We start from the raw sequence: 18,142 nt of genomic DNA on the forward strand, positions 1-18,142 counted from the left end.
TCGGCAGCGGACGCGCGCGCTCAGGAGTCACCCTCCTGCTGGCGTGCGCGGACGGCGTCCTGGTAGCACCGCAGCAGGACTCGACCCGACTCCGTCCAGGTGAGCCCGCGGGCCGCCTCCTGCGTCTGCCGTCGTAGCCGCGCCCGGCACTCGCCGTCCAGCCGGAGGCGGGTCAGCTGGTGCGTCAGCACGTCGACGTCGCGAGGGGCGTGCAGGAGCCCGCTGAACCCGTCCCGGACGGGCGCACCCACCGCGGTGGAGACCAGCGGAACGACCCCGCAGGCCATCGCCTCGTAGACCACCAGCGCACTCCCCTCCTCCACCGACGGCAGGAGCAGCACGTCGGCCTGCGCCATCAGGCGGCCGACGTCGGGGACGAAGCCGGTCACGGTCACGTCCGGTGCCGCGAGCTCCTCGGCGAGCCGCTCCGCGTAGGCGGGGTCGACCTCCCCGCAGACCACGAGGCGTCCGCTCCCTACGGCGGCCGAGGCGCGCCAGGCGCGCAGGGCGTAGTGGAGCCCCTTCCTGGGCTCCGCGCGTCCGACGAAGACGGCGGTGAAGGTGTCCGGCGGCGACGAGGCGGTGAACCGGCCGGGTTCGTAGCCGTACCGGTGCCGGAGCAGCCGGCCCTCGTCCACGCCGTGGGCCACGAACGTCGCGGCGGCGTGGTCGGACGGCACGAGGAGTCCGTCGGCGGCGGCGTACTCGGCCTCCTCCAGGGCCTGGCGGCGCGGGGAGGGCGTGTGGGAGTGGCCGCGCGGCAGCGCCATCCCGAGCAGGTCGTACTCGCGCGCCACCTCGGCGTACCCGTGGACGATGTGGGTGTTCGGGACCTCACGGAGCCCGGTGATGCCGAGGCTGCGCGCCGCCCGCAGCGTCGCCAGGGAGCCGCGGGGCCAGGCGTGGACGACGTCGTACGCCGGGACTCCCCGCGCGAGCGCACGGGCCACCCGCCGGTCGTGGTAGCGGTAGGCACGGTCGACCCCGACGACCCGGTGCGGCACCCGGCCGCCGGCGACCCGCAGGGTCTCCACCACCGGGAGATCCCGCGGGACGCATGCGGCGCGTGAGGTGCACCAGACCACGACGTCGCAGCCGAGGCGCCGCAGCGCCAGCACCTGCTGCAGGGCGGTGGTGCCGATCCCCGGCGCCCCGAGGGTGTGCGGGAAGCTGTAGAGCACCCGCAGGCCTCCGTCGTGGCGCGCTCGACCGCCCGGCGACGTCACGGGGTCGCCTCCCCGCCCGAGGACCGGGAGAGCAGGGCGCGAAGGGCCGCCCGGTGAACGGGCCGGTGGACCCGGAGCGCCTCGTTCGCCAGCACCGCGCCACGGAAGGCGAGGGCGGGCACCGGCCCGTGGTGACGTGCGAAGAACCGGATCCGGTTGCGGGCGAGCAGGCTGTAGAGCACCGGGGAGACGTGCGACTCGCCCCCGCGGTGCTGCACCACCGCCCTCGGCTCGTAGCGGATGCCGAACCCCAGCTCCCGCGCCCGCCGTGCGAAGTCCGTCTCCTCCGAGTACAGGAAGAAGCCCTCGTCCCACGGGCCGACCGCGCGGGCGCACTCCCCCGCGACCAGCAGCGCCGAGCCCGAGGCCCAGTCGACCCACCGGGGGGAGTCGTAGGCACCCTCGTCCACCACCATCTCACCGAGGGGGGCGAACCTGCCGGCGCGTGTTCCGCCCAGCAACGCCTCCCCCCAGGCCCGCGCCACCGTGGGCTCGCGGCGCAGGGAGGGGTTGAGCCGTCCCCCGGAGTCCAGCTGCCGGGGCACCACCATCCCCGCACCACTGCTCTCGAGCGACGCCAGGAGGGTGGCCACGCACCCCGGTGACAGGGTGACGTCCGGGTTGAGCACGAGGAACGCCCCGCTGTCGGGCGCGGTGCGCACCCCGACGTTCACGCCCGCGGCGTAGCCGTCGTTGCGTCCCGTCTCGACGACCGTCGCGGCCGGGCACAACCGACGGGCGAGTACGGCCGAGCCGTCCTGCGAGCCGTTGTCGACGACCACCAGTCGCCAGCGAGGCACCCCCGCGAAGGCTGCGTCCAGGGCGCCGATCGCCGCGGCGAGGTCCGAGGAGCTGTTCCACGTCACCATGACCGCGGTGACGTCCCGGGGCGACGGCGCCGCCGTCACGGTCTCCGGCCTTCCCACGCCAGGCTCTTCCCGACCAGTGCGTCGTAGGCGCTCAGCAGCTCGGCGCGCTGACGCTCCGCGCCGTACTGGGAGAGGATGAAGGACCGGGCGAGCGCGCCGCGTCCTGCGCACCAGCCGGGATCGGACCGCTCGTCCGCCACGACGCGCTCCACCTCCCGCGCCAGGGCGAGCACGTCCCCCGCGGGGACCGGCGCGGAGAAGGCGCGCTGCATCAGCTCGATCCCCGCGAAGCCGTGGTAGCCCACGACGAACGCCTCGCAGGCCATCGCCTCGGCGAGGGGAAGCCCGAACCCCTCCTGCCGCGAGCACGTGAGGTAGATCGTCGCCCTGCCGAGCGCCGCCGCGAACTCCTGCTGGGAGCGGGTGGCCACCCGCTCGACGTCCCAGCCCTCCAGGACCCCTCGGGCGCGGAGGATCCCGAGGACCTGCTCGCAGTCGTCGGCCCCGCGCCGCGGGACGTAGACCAGGCGTGGCCGGTCCTTGGGGCCCGCCCGGAACACCTCGGACTCGACGTGGTTGCGGACCCGCAGGACCCGTTGCTCCGGGAAGGCGTGCTGGAGGTAGGCCCGGTTGTGCTCGGAGACCGCCAGGATCCCGAGCAGGCCGTCCGGGTCGCGGTAGTAGGCCGTCGCCAGGTCAGGGCCGTTCGACCAGGTCAGGTGGGCGTTCTGGTTGAGGACGAGGTGCCGGGGCCGCCGCTGGGCGCTCACGAGCAGGTCCACGTCCTGCTCGGGGACGACCAGGACGTCCTGCGGCCCGACCCCCTGGTCCCGCGAGCTCACGATCGCGGTGGCGTTCTCGAACCAGCTGCACCGGAAGCCCCGGCGCCGGTGCATCACCCGGGCCCGGCGGCCCGAGCCGTCGAGGAGGTCGACGTGCTGGTAGATGACGCGCACGCCCCCGGACGGACGGTCGTAGTCCGGGCACAGGAAGTAGAGGGTGGGAGGCGTCGACTGGCGCTCCGAGACGACGAGGCGCGGCCGGGGGCTGCGCCACGGGGTGCCGCGCGTCTCGAGGAGTCCCCGGAGCCGGCCGTTCATCGGCGGGGTCATCGGCGGGGTCACCCCCAGGTCCCGGTCCGCGCCCAGCGCCGCTGCAGCCGCCACCAGGTCCACCTGGCGCGGAGCGACTGCACGACCGCGTGGGCGGCCCGGTCGCCCCGGCCGCTGCCCTGGAGCGCCACCCACGCCGGGATGTCGGTGACCGCCGGATCCGCCTCGACCGCCAGCCCGGCGAGGCGCCTCACGACCTCCGGCCGACTGCGCCGACCCCGGCGACGTTCGTAGGACGCCTCCCGCACCGCCTCCCGCGCGATCGCCCGCTCGGCGTGGCGGACTCCTACTGCCACACCGGGGACGCGCGCCGCCACACCGCCGCCGAGCTCCCGGAACGCCTCGAGCCGTCCGGCCATGTCCCTGACGGCGTCGACCTCCCGCGCCGAAAGGCTCGCGTCGTGCTCGCGGTGCCACGCCTGGTCGGCGCCGACGACGTAGGCGACGTCGCAGAACGCCGCCAGTCGCAACCACATCTCCATGTCGTGGGTGTGCGGGAGGGGCCGCTGCCCACCGACCTGCCGGACCACGGCCATCCTCATCAGGACCTCCGGCGCGGTGATCACGTTGTGCCCGTCCTCGCACCGGTCGGTCAGCCAGTCCACGCCCCGCCAGACCCGCCACTCCCGGACCTTCGCCCTGATGGGCGGCAGGTCGCCGCGGAAGTGCACGGGGTGGCCGTAGACGAGTCCGACGGAAGGCAGGGCTCGCGCCGCGTCCGTCGAACGGCGCAGCGACCCCGGCGTGAGCAGGTCGTCGGCGTCCAGCCGGACCAGGAACTCCCCGGTGCAGGCGGCCAGCCCGTCGTTGAACGTCTCCACCGGCCCACGCGTGGTCTCGTGCGTGAGCAGCCTGACCCTCGGGTCGGCCTCGGCCAGCGCCGAGGCCACGTCGACGGAGTCGTCGGTCGAGGCGTCGTCGACGACCACCACCTCGAGCCGGACCCCCTCCTGGCCGAGCGCGCTGGTCACCGCCTCGCGCAGGAACCGCCCGTAGTTGAAGCACGGGACGACGACGGAGACCACCGGGGGCGGTCCCAGCCAGGTGGTGGGGCGCACGCGCTGCGGCCTGCTCATCCCGGGCCTCCCGCTCGCAGGGGCACCGGCGACGCACCCGACTCCACCGCGCCGATCTCGCGGGCGGTGCGCAGGGCCCTGGCGATCCACCGGTGCATGAGCACGGCGTAGACCACCGTCCCCGCCGAACCCGCCGCCACGATCGTCAGCAGCGACGAGTCCACCAGACGGGCGATCAGGACGGCGGCGGCGAAGGCCGGGACGGACGCAAGCATCGGAAGTGCCACCGCGGGAACGACCTCACGCACGTGGGCCCCCGATCGCTGGCACCGCCACAGGTAGCCCGGCAGCACGACCAGCAGGGCGATGCCCGCCTGGGCCCAGGCGGCACCCTCGAGGCCGCCCCACCTGGTGCCGACGACCGCCGCGGGGACGAGGGAGACCAACCAGAGCACCTGCAGCTGGAGCACGGCCCGAGCCTGACCCAGCGCCATCAGGTAGGTGGCGAACAGGTCGAAGAGCACCCGGAGTCCACCGACCAGGGCCAGCGCCGGCAGCGCCGTGGCAGCGGGCAGCCACCTCTCGCCGTAGAGGAAGGAGACCAGCGGGACGCTCGTGGCGGCGAGGAGGCACGCGGCCGGCGCCACCAGCCCGTAGGTGAGCTGTACCGCGACGACGAGGCTCCGGCCCGCGTCGTGCGTCTCGCGGCGCAGCTGCGAGAAGGCGGCCAGCGCCACGGGGCGGACCGTCTGCCCGAGTGCGGTCATCGGCCAGCTCGCGATGTTGAACGCCAGCACGTAGTAGCCGAGGGAGACCTCGCCGGCGAGACGACCGACGACCGCCTTGTCCGCGCTGAGCACCGCGATCGAGACCATGTTGGCCAGGGCCAGCGGCACCCCGAAGGCGAGCGCGGAGCCGGCCAGCTCCGTGGACCACCCCAGCGTGGGGCGGCAGCGGGTGAAGAGGAACTGCAGGAAGGTGGTGCAGACCTGCGAGGCGACGCGGGCGACCGCCAGGGCCATGGGACCCCAGCCGAGGAGGACCAGGGAGACGGTGACCAGGGCGTCCACCAGGAAGCCGGCCACGCTGGTGGCGAACATCTGCTTCTGCATGAACTGGCGCTGCATCCGCGCGTACGGCACGACGCCGAGCGCCCCCAGGGGGATGGTGAGGGCCAGGACCTGGATGACCCGCGTGGCGTCCCCGCTGCCGAGGAACGACGCCAGCGGGCCGGCCGCCACCACCATGGCCAGGGCGAGGACGCCGCTGGCGCCCAGGCTCAGCGTCGCGACCGTGGGCTCGCGGAGGGCGGGTCTCCGCGTCCGCACCAGGTCGGCGCTCAGGCCCAGGTCCATCACCGCCATCAGGATCCCCTGGACGGTGAGCGCGATGGCATAGACACCGAAGTCCTCGGGGGCCAGCAACCGGGCGAGGACGATGCCGAGCCCCAGGCTGCTGAACCTGAGCACCAGGGCGCTGAGCCCACCCCAGGCCAGTCCTCGACCGACGGCTCTGCCGAGGACCTCCTCGCTCACGACACCAGACCCTGTCGTTGGCGACGGCTGCGGAGGCGGTGCCGCTCGGTCAGCCAGCGCTCGCGCGGCATGAAGAGGGGGTTCCTGCGGCTGCGGCTCCCCCAGGCCTGGCGCCGGCGCAGCGTCCGCCAGGCGCGACTCCCGACGACCGACGGGTCGACCCGCGTCGCGAAGGCCACCAGCTCCTGGACGAACCAGGGCTCCGACCATCCGTCCACCAGGGCGCTCGAGGCGGTCTCGACCGCTTCCCGGGCGAGGGCCGCCCGCGCGGAGACCAGCAGGGCGTCCCCGTGCGCGTAGGCGGAGGCCGCCGTCTCGAAGGCACGGAGGCGGGCCTCGAGCCCCGTGATCACCCCGTGGGTCTGACCGACCGAGAAGACCGAGGAGTGCATGTTGGCCCCGTGGACCCGGTAGCAGGCCTGGACCGTGTCGACCAGGATGCCGACCTCCCCCGCGGCCCCGGCCAGCAGCCACATCAGCATGTCGCCGGCCTGCGGGTGGTCCGGGTCGTAGCCGCCGATCCGCTGCTGCACCGAGCTGCGCAGCACCACCTCGGGCGAGTACGCCACGTTCGTGCCCTTCGTGAAGACCTTGCGAGCCCACTCGTCCCCGTCCCAGTGGACCCACGGTGCCGCGCGGCGCTCCGTCACGGCGGGGGGCGGTCCGTCGAAGGTCCTGATCGAGCCGTACACCATGCCGACGGTCGGGACCGCCTCCATCACGGCGAGGGCGCGGGTCAGCGCCGCCGGGGCCAGGAGGTCGTCCGCGGAGACCAGCGCCACGTAGTCGGTCGTCGCCGCAGCGAGACCGTCGTTGTAGGTGGCGATGTGACCGCGGTTCTCCTCGTGGGCGATCAACCGGACCCGGTCGTCGTCGCGCGCCAGCTGCTCCGCGATCGCGGTGCTGCCGTCGGTGGACGCGTCGTCGACGATGACGACCTCGACGGAGACGGAGGGCTGCGCGAGCGCCGAGGCGACCGCCTGGCCGAGGTAGCGACCGTAGTTGTAGCAGGGGATCACCACCGTCGCGGTGGGGTTGCGGACCGGGGACGGCGCCGCGTGGCGGTGCCTCGGACCGCCCGGGCAGAGCTCCCGTGGGCGCACGTCCTGGCTCGTCATCGCCCGCCTCCCACGAGCCCGGCCAGCACCTCGGCCACCCGCTGCTGCTGCTCGGGGCCCAGGTGCTGGTGCATGGGCAGGGAGAGGATCGTCCTCGCGGCCGCCTCCGCGACCGGGAAGGAGCCGGGCCCCCGGCCGAGCCCGGCGTACGCCCCGGTGAGGTGCACCGGGGTCGGGTAGTGGATCCCGCAGCCGATCCTCGCCTCCACCAGCCCGGCCAGGAGGGCGTCACGCTCCGGCACCCGGATCACGTAGAGGTGCCAGACGTGCTCGTTGCCCGCGGCCGTCCCGGGGAGCCGGACGCCTGGGAGCCCGGAGAGCAGGGACGCGTAGCGGTCGGCGGCCTCGCGGCGCTGCTGGTTCCACTTCTCCAACCGGCTGAGCTTGGCCCTCAGGTAGACCGCCTGCACCGTGTCGAGCCTGGAGTTCATCCCGACGACGTCGTGGACGTACTTCGTCCCGGACCCGTGGGCGCCCAGGATCCGCACCCGCTCCGCGACCTCGGCGTCGTCCGTCGTCACCCCGCCCGCGTCCCCGGCGGCACCGAGGTTCTTCCCGGGATAGAAGCTCGTGCCCGCGACGCTGCCCAGCGAGCCGGCCGCCCGACCGTACCGGCGAGCGCCCTGCGACTGCGCGGCGTCCTCCACGATCGGGACCCCCGCTGCCTGGCACATCCCCTCCAGCAGCTCCACCGGGGCCGCCTGCCCGAAGAGGTGCACCGGCACCACCGCCCGGGTCCGCGGGGTGATCGCCCGCTCCACCGCGCCGACGTCGATCAGCAGGTGCTCCTCGTCGACGTCCACCAGGACCGGTGTGGCACCGATCCGGGAGACCGCCTCCGCCGTGGCGACGAAGGTGTTGGCCGGGAGCACCACCTCGGCCCCCGGCCCGACGCCCACGGCCCGCAGCGCCAGCTCGAGGGCGTCGGTGCCGTTGGCGACACCGACGCAGTGCCGGGCGCCGACGTACTCCGCGTACTCCTCCTCGAACCGGGTGACCTCCTCACCTCCGACGAAGGCGGTCCGGGCGAAGACGTCGGCGAGACCGACCTGCACCTCGTCGGCGATCTCGGCGTGCTGGGACACCAGGTCCACGAAGGGGACGCTCACCGCCCCTCCCCCGCTCTGCGCAGCACCTCGAGGACGCGCCCCTGGTCGGAGTCGGAGAGGTGGTGGTGGAGCGGGAGGATCAGCGTGCCGTCGGTGAGCCGGTCGGTGGCCGGCAGCGGCATGCCCCCGCCGTACCGGTACCGGTGCGCAGGTTGGCGGTGGGCGGCCATGATCCCTCGTCGTGCCGAGATGTCGGCCCTCGCGAGCTGACCGAGCAGGGCGTCGCGGGAGACCGGGAAGCCCTCCTCCACCTCCACCCAGCAGGACTGGAAGTTGGTCGTCCCGTACGGCGGGTCGGCGACCAGACGGAGGCCGTCGATCTCGCTGACGGCCTTGGCGTAGCCGTCGGCGAGGGCCCGCCGCCGAGCGACCATCTCGTCGAGCTTGGCCAGCTGCACCAGTCCGACGGCCGCCTGCATGTCGGTCATCCGGTAGTTGAAGCCGACCTCGGCGTACTCCTCGACCGGGGCCAGCACGCTGGCGTGCCGCTCGGCGGCGGAGACGCTCATCGCGTGCTCGCGCAGCCGGGCGACCCGCTCGGCCCACTCCGGCCGGGAGGTGGTGACCATCCCGCCCTCGCCGGTGGTGAGCAGCTTGCGCGGGTGGAAGGACCACGCGGCGATCTCGGCCCCGACGCCCACGGGCCGGCCGCGGTAGGTCGACCCCGCGGCGCAGGCCGCGTCCTCGACGACCACGATGCCGAGCGGGTCGCAGAGGGCGCGGAGGGGGCCGAGGTCGACCGGCACACCGCCCTGGTCGACCACCACCACGGCCACCGTGGCTTCGGTCAGCACCTCGGCGACGGTGTCGGCGGTGAGGTTCCCCGTCGCCGGGTCGACGTCGGCGAAGACCGGCCGTGCGCCCAGGTAGGCCGCCGCGTTGGCGGTGGCGATGAACGAGAAGGAGGGGACCACCACGTCGTCCCCGGCGCCCACCCCCGCGACCAGCAGGGCCAGGTGGAGCCCCGTGGTGCAGCTGGAGACCGCCACCGCGTGCTCCGCCTGCTGGTGGGCGGCGAAGGCGGCCTCGAACTCGGCCACCCTGGGTCCCTGGGCGACCCAGCCCGACGCGATGACCTCGGCGACGGCCGCCGCCTCCTCCTCGCCGAGCCACGGCCGCATCACGTCGATCCGGTTCATCGGGCACCTGCCGGGCGGCGCCCCGCCGCGATCTCCTCACGGAGCGGGCGCCACCACTCGACCAGGCGCTCGAGCCCCTCCTCGAGCCCGATCCGGGTGGTGAAGCCGAGGTCGCGCCGTGCGGCGGAGACGTCCGCCAGCCGGCGGACCACTCCGTTGACCGGCCGCTCCGGACCGAGCTCGACCGAGAGGTCGGGCCGGCCCATGACGCGGAGCAGGGCCTCGGCCAGCTCCAGCAGGCTGGTCTCGGTGCCGCTGGCGACGTTGTAGACCCCCTCCCGCACGTCGCTGGCGGCGGCCAGCACGTTGGCCCGGGCGATGTCCGGGACGCAGGCGAAGTCCATGGTCTGGCGGCCGTCGCCGAAGATCAGCGGAGGCAGGCCGTCCTCGATCCGCTCCATCCAGCGCACCAGCACCTCGGTGTAGAGGCCGTGCACGTCCATCCGCGGCCCGTAGACGTTGAAGTAGCGCAGCAGCACGTGGTCGAGGCCGTGCATCGCGCGGAAGCTGCGGATCATGCCCTCGTTGAACGACTTCGCCGCCCCGTAGAAGGTGTCGTTGTTGTGGTGGTGGTGCCGCTCCCCGGTGGGGAACTCCTCCGCCATCCCGTAGACCGACGCCGAGGAGGCGGCCACCAGCTTGCCGACCCGCGCCTGCGCGGCGGCCTCCACGACGTTGAACGTGCCGTCCACCATCACCTCCAGGGCGAGGCGAGGCTGCTCGGCGCACTGGGTGATCCGGATCGCGGCCTGGTGGAAGACCAGGTCCTTGCCCCAGGTCAGGTCGTGGACGAGGTCCCGGTCGCTGAGGTCACCCTCGACCAGCGCGACCCGACCCGAGGCGAGCGCGTGGTCGAGGTTGGCACGCCGGCCGCGGACCAGGTTGTCGAGCACGTCGACGTGGGCCACCCCGTCCGTCACCAGCTGGTCGACCAAGGTGGAGCCGATCGTCCCCGCGCCCCCGGTGACCAGGGCCTGCGCCCCTGCCAGGCTCGTCATCCCGCCACCTCCAGCTGCGAGGCGCTGATGTCGGTGTCGACCAGGACCCCGCCGGCACCGAGGCTGCGCGACGCCGCGTCGAGCACCTTCAGCACCCTCAGCCCGGCGGCCCCGTCGGTCCGGGCCGCCCGTCGCCCCCGGATGCTGGCGGCGAACTCCGTCACCATCGCCCCCAGCGCCTCGCGCTCCGGCAGGGCCGGGGCCCACGTGTCGCCGAGCCGGTAGGAGATCGTCGCGTCGGTCCGGTCGGTCGTGCCGGCGGTCTGCTGTGCCAGGTCGACCCCCCGGTCGTAGACGCTCACCCGTTGCTGCGGGTTCAGGTCGTCCCACACCAGGGTCCGGCGGGTGCCGGCGATCACCATCTGCCGGATCTTGGTCGGACTGAGCCAGTTGACGTGGACGTGGGCCATCGCCCCGCCCGGCAGAGGCAGGCTGAGGTAGCCCACGCACGCCTTCCCCGCGCCCAACGGGTCGGCCCCCTGGGCAGCCACGCCGCTGGGGCGCAGCCCCCCGGGCAGGACGAAGTCGAGGATCGACAGGTCGTGGGGGGCCAGGTCCCAGAAGACGTCGATGTCCGGCTGGACGAGGCCGAGGTTGATCCGCACCGAGTCGACGAAGAGGATCTCGCCCAGCTCCCCCGCCTCGACGAGCTCACGGATCTTCAGCACCGCCGGCGTGTAGCAGTAGGTGTGGTCGGCCATCAGGACCAGCGCCCGCTCCGCCGCCAGCTCCACCATCGCGGACCCGTGGGAGACGCTGTCGGCCAGCGGCTTCTCCACGAGCACGTGCTTGCCGGCCCGGAGCGCCGCCAGCGCGATCCCCTGGTGCGTCCGGGCGGGGGTGGCGATGGCGATCGCGTCCACGTCGTCGCAGCGCAGCACCGCCTCCAGCGACGAGGTCACGTGGGCCACGCTGCCGCTCCCCAGCACCGCCCTGGCCCGTTGCTCGTCCAGGTCGCAGACCCCGACCAGAGCCCAGTCCGGGCTCGACCCGAAGTTCCTGATCAGGTTCGGCCCCCAGTAGCCGGCGCCGACGACGGCGACACCGATCGGCTGTCGTTCCTGTGCGCTGCTGCTCATCCGCGTCCCCCCGTGGTGCTGCGCGATGTGTGCGTCCTCATCGGCGTGAGCTCTCGTCCCGCTGCCAGGTGCTGAAGTCACCGGCGCGCAGGGCCCTGCGCGCGCCCAGCCGAGCGATCACCGTGACGCCCAGGAAGACCGGCATCCGCAGGACCAGGGCAGGACGGCAGCGCACCATCCGGACCAGGGTCAGCGGACCCGTGGCGGAGCCGGCCCGGCGCACGCCGGCCTCACCTGCCTGGACGTTGCCCGTCACCACGCGGATCCGCCGCCGGACCAGGTCGGCGAGCGTCCGGGGCGGGTGGACCACCACCGTCGCGTGCTCGACGACCCGACGCTCGGCGTGGTCGAAGGCCTCGGAGATCGCCAGGTCGTCGCTCATCAGCGGCGGCAGCGCGGCGAGCCGGTGCTGGGCCTCCTCGGCGACCGCGACCACGCCGCGGCCGAAGAGGCCGGACCCTACCTGCGGCAGCGCCTCCCAGACGTCGTAGTACCAGTCGACCCACAGCGAGCAGCCGTCCCTGGGCATCGCACGCCGAGGCGCGGTGGCCAGCGCCTCGCCCCTGGTGAGTGGCTCGAGCAGCGCGATCAGGTCGGTCCCGGTCAGCTCGACGTCGGCGTCGAGGTGCACCCGGGGGAAGACCGTGGTGGCCGCGTTGCCCACCCGCACGGCCGCTGCCTTGGACGGCTCCGGGATCTCGATCACCCGGGCCCGGGGGTCCGCGGCGCGGGCCACCTCGGCGGTCCCGTCGGTGCACCCGTTGCACACCACGACCACGTCGAGGTCCAGCCCGCCTGCTCCGGAGCGGAGGGCGGCGAGGTTGCGCCCGATCGTGCGGGCCTCGTTGTGGGCGGGGATGACCACGCTCGCCCTGGTCCTGGTCGTGGTCGTGGTCCTGGTCGTCGTCGTGGTGCTCGTCGTGCTCACCAGGCACCTCGGGGCCGGGCCACGGCGTCGACGGTGCGCATCGCGATCAGCACGTCGTAGGTCAGCCGGTAGTTGTCGGCGTAGTCCAGGTCGAGGAGCATCGACTCGTCGCGTCCCAGCGTGGACCGGCCGCTGACCTGCCAGGCGCCCGTCATCCCGGGGCGGACCGCGAGACGCCGCCGCTCCATCGAGGTGTAGCGCGCCACCTCGTCCGGCAGGGCGGGCCGTGGTCCGATCAGGGACATCTCGCCGTGGAGCACGTTGACCAGCTGAGGCAGCTCGTCGAGCGAGTACCTGCGCAGGAACCGGCCGAACCGGGTGACCCGGGGGTCGTGCTCCTTCTTGAAGAGCAGCCCGTTGCCCTCGTCGACGTCGCGGAGCAGCTCCTTGACCTGCTCGGCGTCCGCGCGCATGGTGCGCAGCTTGTACATGGTGAACGGGCGTCCGTGGCGACCGATCCGCTGCTGGGCGAAGAGCCCCGGCCCGGGCGAGGTGCCTCGCAGCGCCAGCAGGAGGACGGCGAGGAGGGGTGAGAGGAGCGCGAGGAGCAGCAGCGCGCAGAGCCGGTCGGCCACGGTCTTCACACCGCGCACCAGCCAGGACGGGCGGCTCGACCGGACCTGCATCACACTCATCCCCGCCATCTGCGTGGGCTGGACGCGGTGCGCGGCGACGCCCTCCAGCCCCGAGCAGACCGCCAGCCCGGCGCCGGAGCCCTCCAGCGCCCAGCCGATCCGGCGGATCACCTCCGAGTCGACCCCGGCCCCGGGCAGCACCAGCACCATGTCCGGCCGGAACCCGAGGATGAGCTGGCGCGGGTCCTGGGACTCGAAGCGCTCCCCCGGCACCGAGCCGGGTTGGTCCTCCTCGACGACCAGGGTGCCGACGAGCCGGATGCGCCGGTCCCGGTCCCAGCAGGCGAAGGTCGCCGCCACCTCGGCGGCCGGTCCGACGACCACCACCCGGACGCCGGTCATCCACGTGTGGCGCACCGCGGCGGCCACCAGGGTCACCGACCCGCCGGCCACCAGCACCGCGAGCGCGGTGTCGAGGGCGGTCCGCTCCAGCCACCCCACGGTGCAGGCGAGGGCGGCGGCCGCGAACGGGAGGGCCAGGTCCCGGGCCACCCGGCCCGGCGTGGGCAGCCCGGGCCGGACGGCGTCCCGACCCGGCTGGTAGGTCAGCACCAGCGCGCCGAGACCGACCGCGAGGGCGACCCAGGGGTCCGAGCCCACCAGCGCCGCCGCCACGGCCATCGCGGCGAGGACCGCGGCCATCTCGACGGCCAGGACCATCCGCAGGACAGGACGATGGACGCCCTTCCCGGCCCCGTCGGGCACCGGACCGGTCCGCAGCAGCGGCAGGGCACGCTCGTCGGTGCTGGCCGGCGCGGGAGTGGGGTGGCCGCTCGTGAACCCTCGGCTCATCGCGTGGCCCCCAGGACCGCCACGCCGCCCCGGCCCGAAGCATGGGGCGACGGTGGAACGACGTGACGGCTGGAGCCACGGAAGGCGTGGGGGGGAGCACTCCCGTGGATCAATGTGCCGACGCGCGTCGTCTCGCGCCCCGGCGTGGATGAAGGTCCGCTGAATACGCTCTCCACCATGCCCCCCGGCATCCCCGCGCCCCCGCGGATTCCCCCGGATCCGATCGACCCGTCCCTGCAGGCTACGGCTGACATGGCCGATTGTTAATGCCTCAGACCGAGAAATGATGACGCATCATCAACGCAACTGCCTCAAATTGGGCATGCCCTTGGCACCTCGCCACTGCTATGGGAGGGGCCGAGATCAGCGGTTGAACTGCTGCTGCGCCTTCTCCAGGCCCTCGGTGACCAGGCACTCGACTGCGTCCGCGGCCTCGACGAGCTGGATGGGCAGCTCCTTGCGCTCGGTCTTGGAGTAGTCGGAGAGCACGAAGTCCGCCACGTCCTGGCGGCCGGGCGGGCGTCCGATCCCCGCCCGGACCCGGTAGAAGTCGCCGGTGCCCAGGGAGGACCGCATGGAGCGGAGGCCGTTGTGCCCGTTGTCGCCACCGCCCTTCTTGAGGCGCAGGGTGCCGAAGGCGATGTCGAGCTCGTCGTGCACCGCGACGATCCGGTCCGGCGGGACGTCGTAGAACTTGGCGACCGCCGAGACCGGGCCGCCCGTCTCGTTCATGTAGCAGCGCGGGCGCACCAGCACGAGCCGGGGACCAGGGCTGCCAGGGGCGCCGAGCCGTCCCTCGGCCACATCCGCGCGGCCGGTCTTGTGCGACTTGAAGGGCGATCCCAGGCGCTCGGCCAGCAGGTCGTTGACCAGGTAGCCGACGTTGTGCCGGTGGCCGGCGTACTTGGGTCCGGGGTTCCCCAGCCCGACGACGAGCCACACCTGCGAGTCCATGGGCGCAAGTATCCCGTACCCCCTCCGGACGCAGCACGGCGCCGCGACCCGGAGGTCGCGGCGCCGTGCTGAGGCGGTCCGGCGGCTGCAGCAGCCGACGGGCCAGGGGTCACTCGGAGGCGGGCTCGTCGGCCTCGTCGCGCTCGATGCCGGCCTCGGCCTCGGCCTCCTCCATCTGGGCCTCGTGGGCCTCGGCGGAGATCTGCTGGGTGATGTTGACGATCAGCAGGTCGGCGTCGGAGAGGAGCGTGGAGCCCTTCGGGAGCACCAGGTCGGAGGCGAGCACCTGGAGGCCGGCCTCGGCGCCCTCGATGGAGACCTCGATCTGCTCGGGGATGTGGGTGGCCTCGGCCTCGAGCTGGACGGTGGTGTTCTCGGTGACGACCAGCGCGTCGCGCACCGCGTCGCCGACGACGTGGATCGGGACGTCGACGGTGACCTTCTCGCCGCGGACGACGGTGACGAGGTCGACGTGCTCGATGACCCGGCGGATCGGGTCGATCTGGACGTCCCGGACCAGGCCGAGGTGGCTCTCGCCGTCGATGTCGAGGTCGAGCAGGGCGTTGGCGCCGCCGTTGCGGATCGCCAGCATGGTCTCGTGGCCGGGAAGGGTCACGTGGATGGGCTCGGCGCCGTGTCCGTAGATGACGCCGGGGATCTTGTTCTCCCGGCGGATGCGGCGGGCCGCGCCCTTGCCGAACTCGTTGCGGACCTGTGCGGTGATCTTCTCGGTGGACATGCTCGACTCCGTTGGTGTGCGCTGTGCTGACGGGTGGTCTGGTTCGGTGGTTGCCCAGGACGACGAAAACGCCGCGCTCCCGGCAGGGGGGCGCGGCGCGGTGGCTGGCCTGCCCTGTCGATCACGGAGCTCCCTGTGTGGGACTCCCTCGCCGAGGCAACTGCAGCAGACTACCCGGCGCCGGGCCGGAGCAGAAATCGCGGTGCCGGGTGGGCCCCGCGCTCCGGGTCAGGCCTGGCCGTCGAACATCGAGGTGACGGAGCCGTCCTCGAAGACCTCCCGGATCGCCCGCGAGAGCAGCGGTGCGATCGAGAGCGTGGTCAGCTTGTCGAACTGCTTGTCCTCGGGGATCGGCAGCGTGTTGGTGACGACGACCTCGGTGGCCACGCAGTTCTTCAGGCGGTCGACGGCCGGGTCGGAGAGGATCGCGTGGGTGGCGGCGATGACCACGCCGCTCGCCCCGGCCTCCATGCAGGCCTCCGCGGCCTTCACGATGGTGCCACCGGTGTCGATCATGTCGTCGGTCAGCACGGCGACCCGGCCGGCGACGTCACCGACCACGCGGTTGGCGACGGTCTCGTTGGGCCGGTCGGTGCGACGGGTCTTGTGGATGAAGGCCAGCGGCACTCCCCCGAGGCGGGCCGACCAGCGCTCGGCCACCTTGATCCGGCCGGCGTCCGGGGAGACCACGGCAAGCTGCTGGGTGCCGTACTTCTCCTTGACGTAGTCGGTGAGGATCGTGATGGCCATCAGGTGGTCGACCGGGCCGTCGAAGAAGCCCTGGATCTGGTCGGAGTGCAGGTCGACGGTGATCAGCCGGTCCGCCCCGGCGGTCTTGAAGAGGTCGGCGATCAGCCGGGCCGAGATCGGCTCGCGACCACGGTGCTTCTTGTCCTGGCGGGCGTAGCCGTAGAAGGGCATGACGACCGTGATCCGCTTGGCCGAGGCGCGCTTGAGCGCGTCGACCATGATCAGGTGCTCCATCATCCACTCGTTGATCGGCGAGGTGTGGCTCTGGATGACGAAGGCGTCGCACCCCCGCACCGACTCCTCGTAGCGGACGTAGATCTCGCCGTTGGCGAAGCCGTACGCCGACTGGGGCACCAACCCGCTGCCGAGGAGGTCGGCGACCTCGTTGGCCAGCTCCGGGTGGGCGCGGCCGCTGAAGACCATCAGGTTCTTCTCCGTGGTGCGCTTCATTCCGCTCACGGTGAGACTCCTCGGGGGGGATGAGGTGAGACCCGGTGGGACAGGCCCGTACTTCTGGATTGTGTCCCACCGACGGGCATCCCCCCAACCCCGGGGTCCTGCGTGGGACGCGACAGGTTGCCTACGACACATCCTCCCCCGCGTCGCCGTCCAGGACCCCGCCCTGGGCGGCCTCGGCCTGCTTGGTCCCCGAGCGGCGGGAGACGACCCAGCCCTCGATGGTGCGCTGGGTGCCCGCGGAGACCGCGAGCGCGCCGGGCGGCACGTCCTGGCGGACCACGGTCCCGCCACCGGTCGCCGCCCCGTCGCCGATGCTCACCGGCGCCACGAAGGTGTTGTTGGAGCCGGTGCGCGCGTGACGCCCCACGACGGTGCGGTGCTTGGCCACCCCGTCGTAGTTGGCGAAGATCGTGCCGGCTCCGATGTTGGCGCCCTCCCCGATCTCCGCGTCGCCCACGTAGGAGAGGTGCGGCACCTTGGCCCCGTCGCCGATCTCAGCGTTCTTGGTCTCCACGAAGCCGCCGATCTTGCCGTCGGCACCGAGCCGCGTCCCGGGCCGCAGGTGGGAGAAGGGCCCCACGGTCGCGCGGTCCCCGACCACCGCGAGCTCGCCGTGCGTGCGCACCACCCGCGCGCCGATCCCGATCTCGCAGTCCTTGAGGGTGCAGTCGGGACCCACGACCGCGTCCTCGTGCACGATGGTGGCGCCCAGCAGCTGGGTGCCGGGCAGCAGCGTGACGTCGGGCTCGAGCACCACGTCGGCGTCGATCCACGTGGTCGCCGGGTCCATCACGGTGACCCCCTCGCGCATCCAGCGGGTGACGATGCGGCGGTTGAGCTCGCGACCGAGCTCGGCGAGCTGGGCGCGGTCGTTGGCCCCCTCGGTCTGGCGCACGTCGTCGACGGCGAAGGCGCCCACCCGCAGGCCGGCGTCGCGGGCGATGCCGACGGCGTCAGTGAGGTAGTACTCCCCCTTGGCGTTGTCGTTGCTGATCCGGCCCAGCGCCTCGGTGAGGAACGCCGCGTCGAAGGCCAGGATCCCGGAGTTGATCTCCCGGATCGCCCGCTGCTCGGCGTCGGCCTCTTTCTCCTCCACGATGGCGGCGACGTCGCCGGTCTCGTCGCGCACGATCCGGCCGTAGCCGAACGGGTCCTCGACGACGCCGGTGAGGATGCTCACCGCGCGTCCGGAGGCCGCGTGGTCGGCCACGAAGGCGCGCAGGCTCTCGCCGTCGAGCAGCGGGGTGTCGCCCGCCGCCACCACCACGGTGCCGTCGTGGACGTCCGCGGCCTCGCAGGCCACCCGGACCGCGTGCCCGGTCCCGTCCTGCGTCTCCTGGACCGCCAGCACGGCGTCCGGAACCAGCTGCTGGATGTGCGGCCCCACCTGCTCGCGCTGGTGGCCCACCACCGCCACGATCCGCGACGGCTCCATCGCTTGGACGGCGCTGAGCACGTGGCCGATCATCGAGCGTCCGCCGACCGGGTGCAGCACCTTCATGGTCTTGGACTTCATGCGGGTGCCCCCGCCGGCGGCGAGGACGATGACTGTGAGGTTGTCCATGCTCCCCGGGTAGGAGTCGAACCTACGTCGCTAGTCCTGATTCAAAGTCAGGCGGGCCCTGCCGGCAGACCAACCGGGGATAGGCGGCCCAGCCTATCGGCGGGCGCCGGCGACCCGGTC

At 73.2% G+C, this 18,142-nt stretch carries 16 protein-coding genes and 1 tRNA gene; all 17 read right to left on the bottom strand.

Going from position 1 to position 18,142, the window contains the following annotated elements; all coding sequences use genetic code 11:
* Positions 1-20 precede the first annotated feature (20 nt).
* The 17 genes from AC3X7R_RS01135 to AC3X7R_RS01215 all read right to left on the bottom strand — a co-directional run bounded on the left by AC3X7R_RS01135 (position 21) and on the right by AC3X7R_RS01215 (position 18,102).
* Positions 21-1,226: a glycosyltransferase family 4 protein gene (locus tag AC3X7R_RS01135; protein ID WP_489963704.1), complete on the bottom strand. Its 1,206-nt coding sequence runs from the start codon at positions 1,224-1,226 to the stop codon at positions 21-23.
* Positions 1,223-2,152 (bottom strand): glycosyltransferase family 2 protein, encoded by a 930-nt coding sequence (locus tag AC3X7R_RS01140; protein WP_489963705.1) that lies wholly within the window; start codon positions 2,150-2,152, stop codon positions 1,223-1,225. Before AC3X7R_RS01140 ends, AC3X7R_RS01135 begins: the two co-directional genes overlap by 4 nt.
* On the bottom strand, positions 2,131-3,261 hold the full coding sequence (locus AC3X7R_RS01145) for a glycosyltransferase (protein ID WP_489963706.1): 1,131 nt from the start codon (positions 3,259-3,261) through the stop codon (positions 2,131-2,133). Before AC3X7R_RS01145 ends, AC3X7R_RS01140 begins: the two co-directional genes overlap by 22 nt.
* The gene (locus AC3X7R_RS01150; protein WP_489963707.1) at positions 3,216-4,283 is read right to left on the bottom strand and encodes a glycosyltransferase family 2 protein; all 1,068 of its coding nucleotides are present in this window, start codon (positions 4,281-4,283) and stop codon (positions 3,216-3,218) included. The genes AC3X7R_RS01145 and AC3X7R_RS01150 overlap by 46 nt, the downstream gene beginning before the upstream one ends.
* Entirely contained in the window at positions 4,280-5,758 is a 1,479-nt protein-coding gene (locus AC3X7R_RS01155) for an oligosaccharide flippase family protein (protein WP_489963708.1), read from the bottom strand. The genes AC3X7R_RS01150 and AC3X7R_RS01155 overlap by 4 nt, the downstream gene beginning before the upstream one ends.
* Positions 5,755-6,876 carry a glycosyltransferase family 2 protein gene (locus tag AC3X7R_RS01160; RefSeq protein WP_489963709.1) on the bottom strand — a complete coding sequence of 374 codons (1,122 nt, stop codon included), beginning with the start codon at positions 6,874-6,876 and terminating at the stop codon, positions 5,755-5,757. The genes AC3X7R_RS01155 and AC3X7R_RS01160 overlap by 4 nt, the downstream gene beginning before the upstream one ends.
* The gene (locus AC3X7R_RS01165; RefSeq protein ID WP_489963710.1) at positions 6,873-7,985 is read right to left on the bottom strand and encodes a DegT/DnrJ/EryC1/StrS family aminotransferase; all 1,113 of its coding nucleotides are present in this window, start codon (positions 7,983-7,985) and stop codon (positions 6,873-6,875) included. The genes AC3X7R_RS01160 and AC3X7R_RS01165 overlap by 4 nt, the downstream gene beginning before the upstream one ends.
* Positions 7,982-9,124 (bottom strand): DegT/DnrJ/EryC1/StrS family aminotransferase, encoded by a 1,143-nt coding sequence (locus AC3X7R_RS01170; RefSeq protein WP_489963711.1) that lies wholly within the window; start codon positions 9,122-9,124, stop codon positions 7,982-7,984. The genes AC3X7R_RS01165 and AC3X7R_RS01170 overlap by 4 nt, the downstream gene beginning before the upstream one ends.
* On the bottom strand, positions 9,121-10,122 hold the full coding sequence (locus AC3X7R_RS01175; protein WP_489963712.1) for an NAD-dependent epimerase/dehydratase family protein: 1,002 nt from the start codon (positions 10,120-10,122) through the stop codon (positions 9,121-9,123). The genes AC3X7R_RS01170 and AC3X7R_RS01175 overlap by 4 nt, the downstream gene beginning before the upstream one ends.
* On the bottom strand, positions 10,119-11,201 hold the full coding sequence (locus tag AC3X7R_RS01180; protein ID WP_489963713.1) for a Gfo/Idh/MocA family protein: 1,083 nt from the start codon (positions 11,199-11,201) through the stop codon (positions 10,119-10,121). Before AC3X7R_RS01180 ends, AC3X7R_RS01175 begins: the two co-directional genes overlap by 4 nt.
* A gap of 37 nt (positions 11,202-11,238) precedes the next feature.
* Positions 11,239-12,129 carry a glycosyltransferase family 2 protein gene (locus tag AC3X7R_RS01185; RefSeq protein WP_489963714.1) on the bottom strand — a complete coding sequence of 297 codons (891 nt, stop codon included), beginning with the start codon at positions 12,127-12,129 and terminating at the stop codon, positions 11,239-11,241.
* Positions 12,126-13,556, bottom strand: coding sequence for a sugar transferase (locus tag AC3X7R_RS01190; protein ID WP_489963715.1), 1,431 nt, complete (start codon positions 13,554-13,556; stop codon positions 12,126-12,128). Before AC3X7R_RS01190 ends, AC3X7R_RS01185 begins: the two co-directional genes overlap by 4 nt.
* Positions 13,557-13,919: 363 nt before the next feature.
* Positions 13,920-14,510: an aminoacyl-tRNA hydrolase gene (gene pth, locus AC3X7R_RS01195; protein WP_489963716.1), complete on the bottom strand. Its 591-nt coding sequence runs from the start codon at positions 14,508-14,510 to the stop codon at positions 13,920-13,922.
* Between the two features lie 109 nt (positions 14,511-14,619).
* A complete protein-coding gene (locus AC3X7R_RS01200; RefSeq protein WP_489963717.1) occupies positions 14,620-15,249 on the bottom strand; it encodes a 50S ribosomal protein L25/general stress protein Ctc in 630 nt (209 codons plus the stop codon).
* A 228-nt stretch (positions 15,250-15,477) separates the two neighbouring features.
* Positions 15,478-16,449 carry a ribose-phosphate diphosphokinase gene (locus tag AC3X7R_RS01205; protein WP_489964301.1) on the bottom strand — a complete coding sequence of 324 codons (972 nt, stop codon included), beginning with the start codon at positions 16,447-16,449 and terminating at the stop codon, positions 15,478-15,480.
* A 130-nt stretch (positions 16,450-16,579) separates the two neighbouring features.
* Positions 16,580-18,022, bottom strand: coding sequence for a bifunctional UDP-N-acetylglucosamine diphosphorylase/glucosamine-1-phosphate N-acetyltransferase GlmU (gene glmU, locus AC3X7R_RS01210; RefSeq protein WP_489963718.1), 1,443 nt, complete (start codon positions 18,020-18,022; stop codon positions 16,580-16,582).
* Between the two features lies 1 nt (position 18,023).
* Positions 18,024-18,102 (bottom strand) — tRNA-Gln (locus AC3X7R_RS01215).
* Positions 18,103-18,142: the final 40 nt, after the last annotated feature.

It is taken from the genome of Nocardioides sp. Z22_16 (assembly GCF_058134365.1).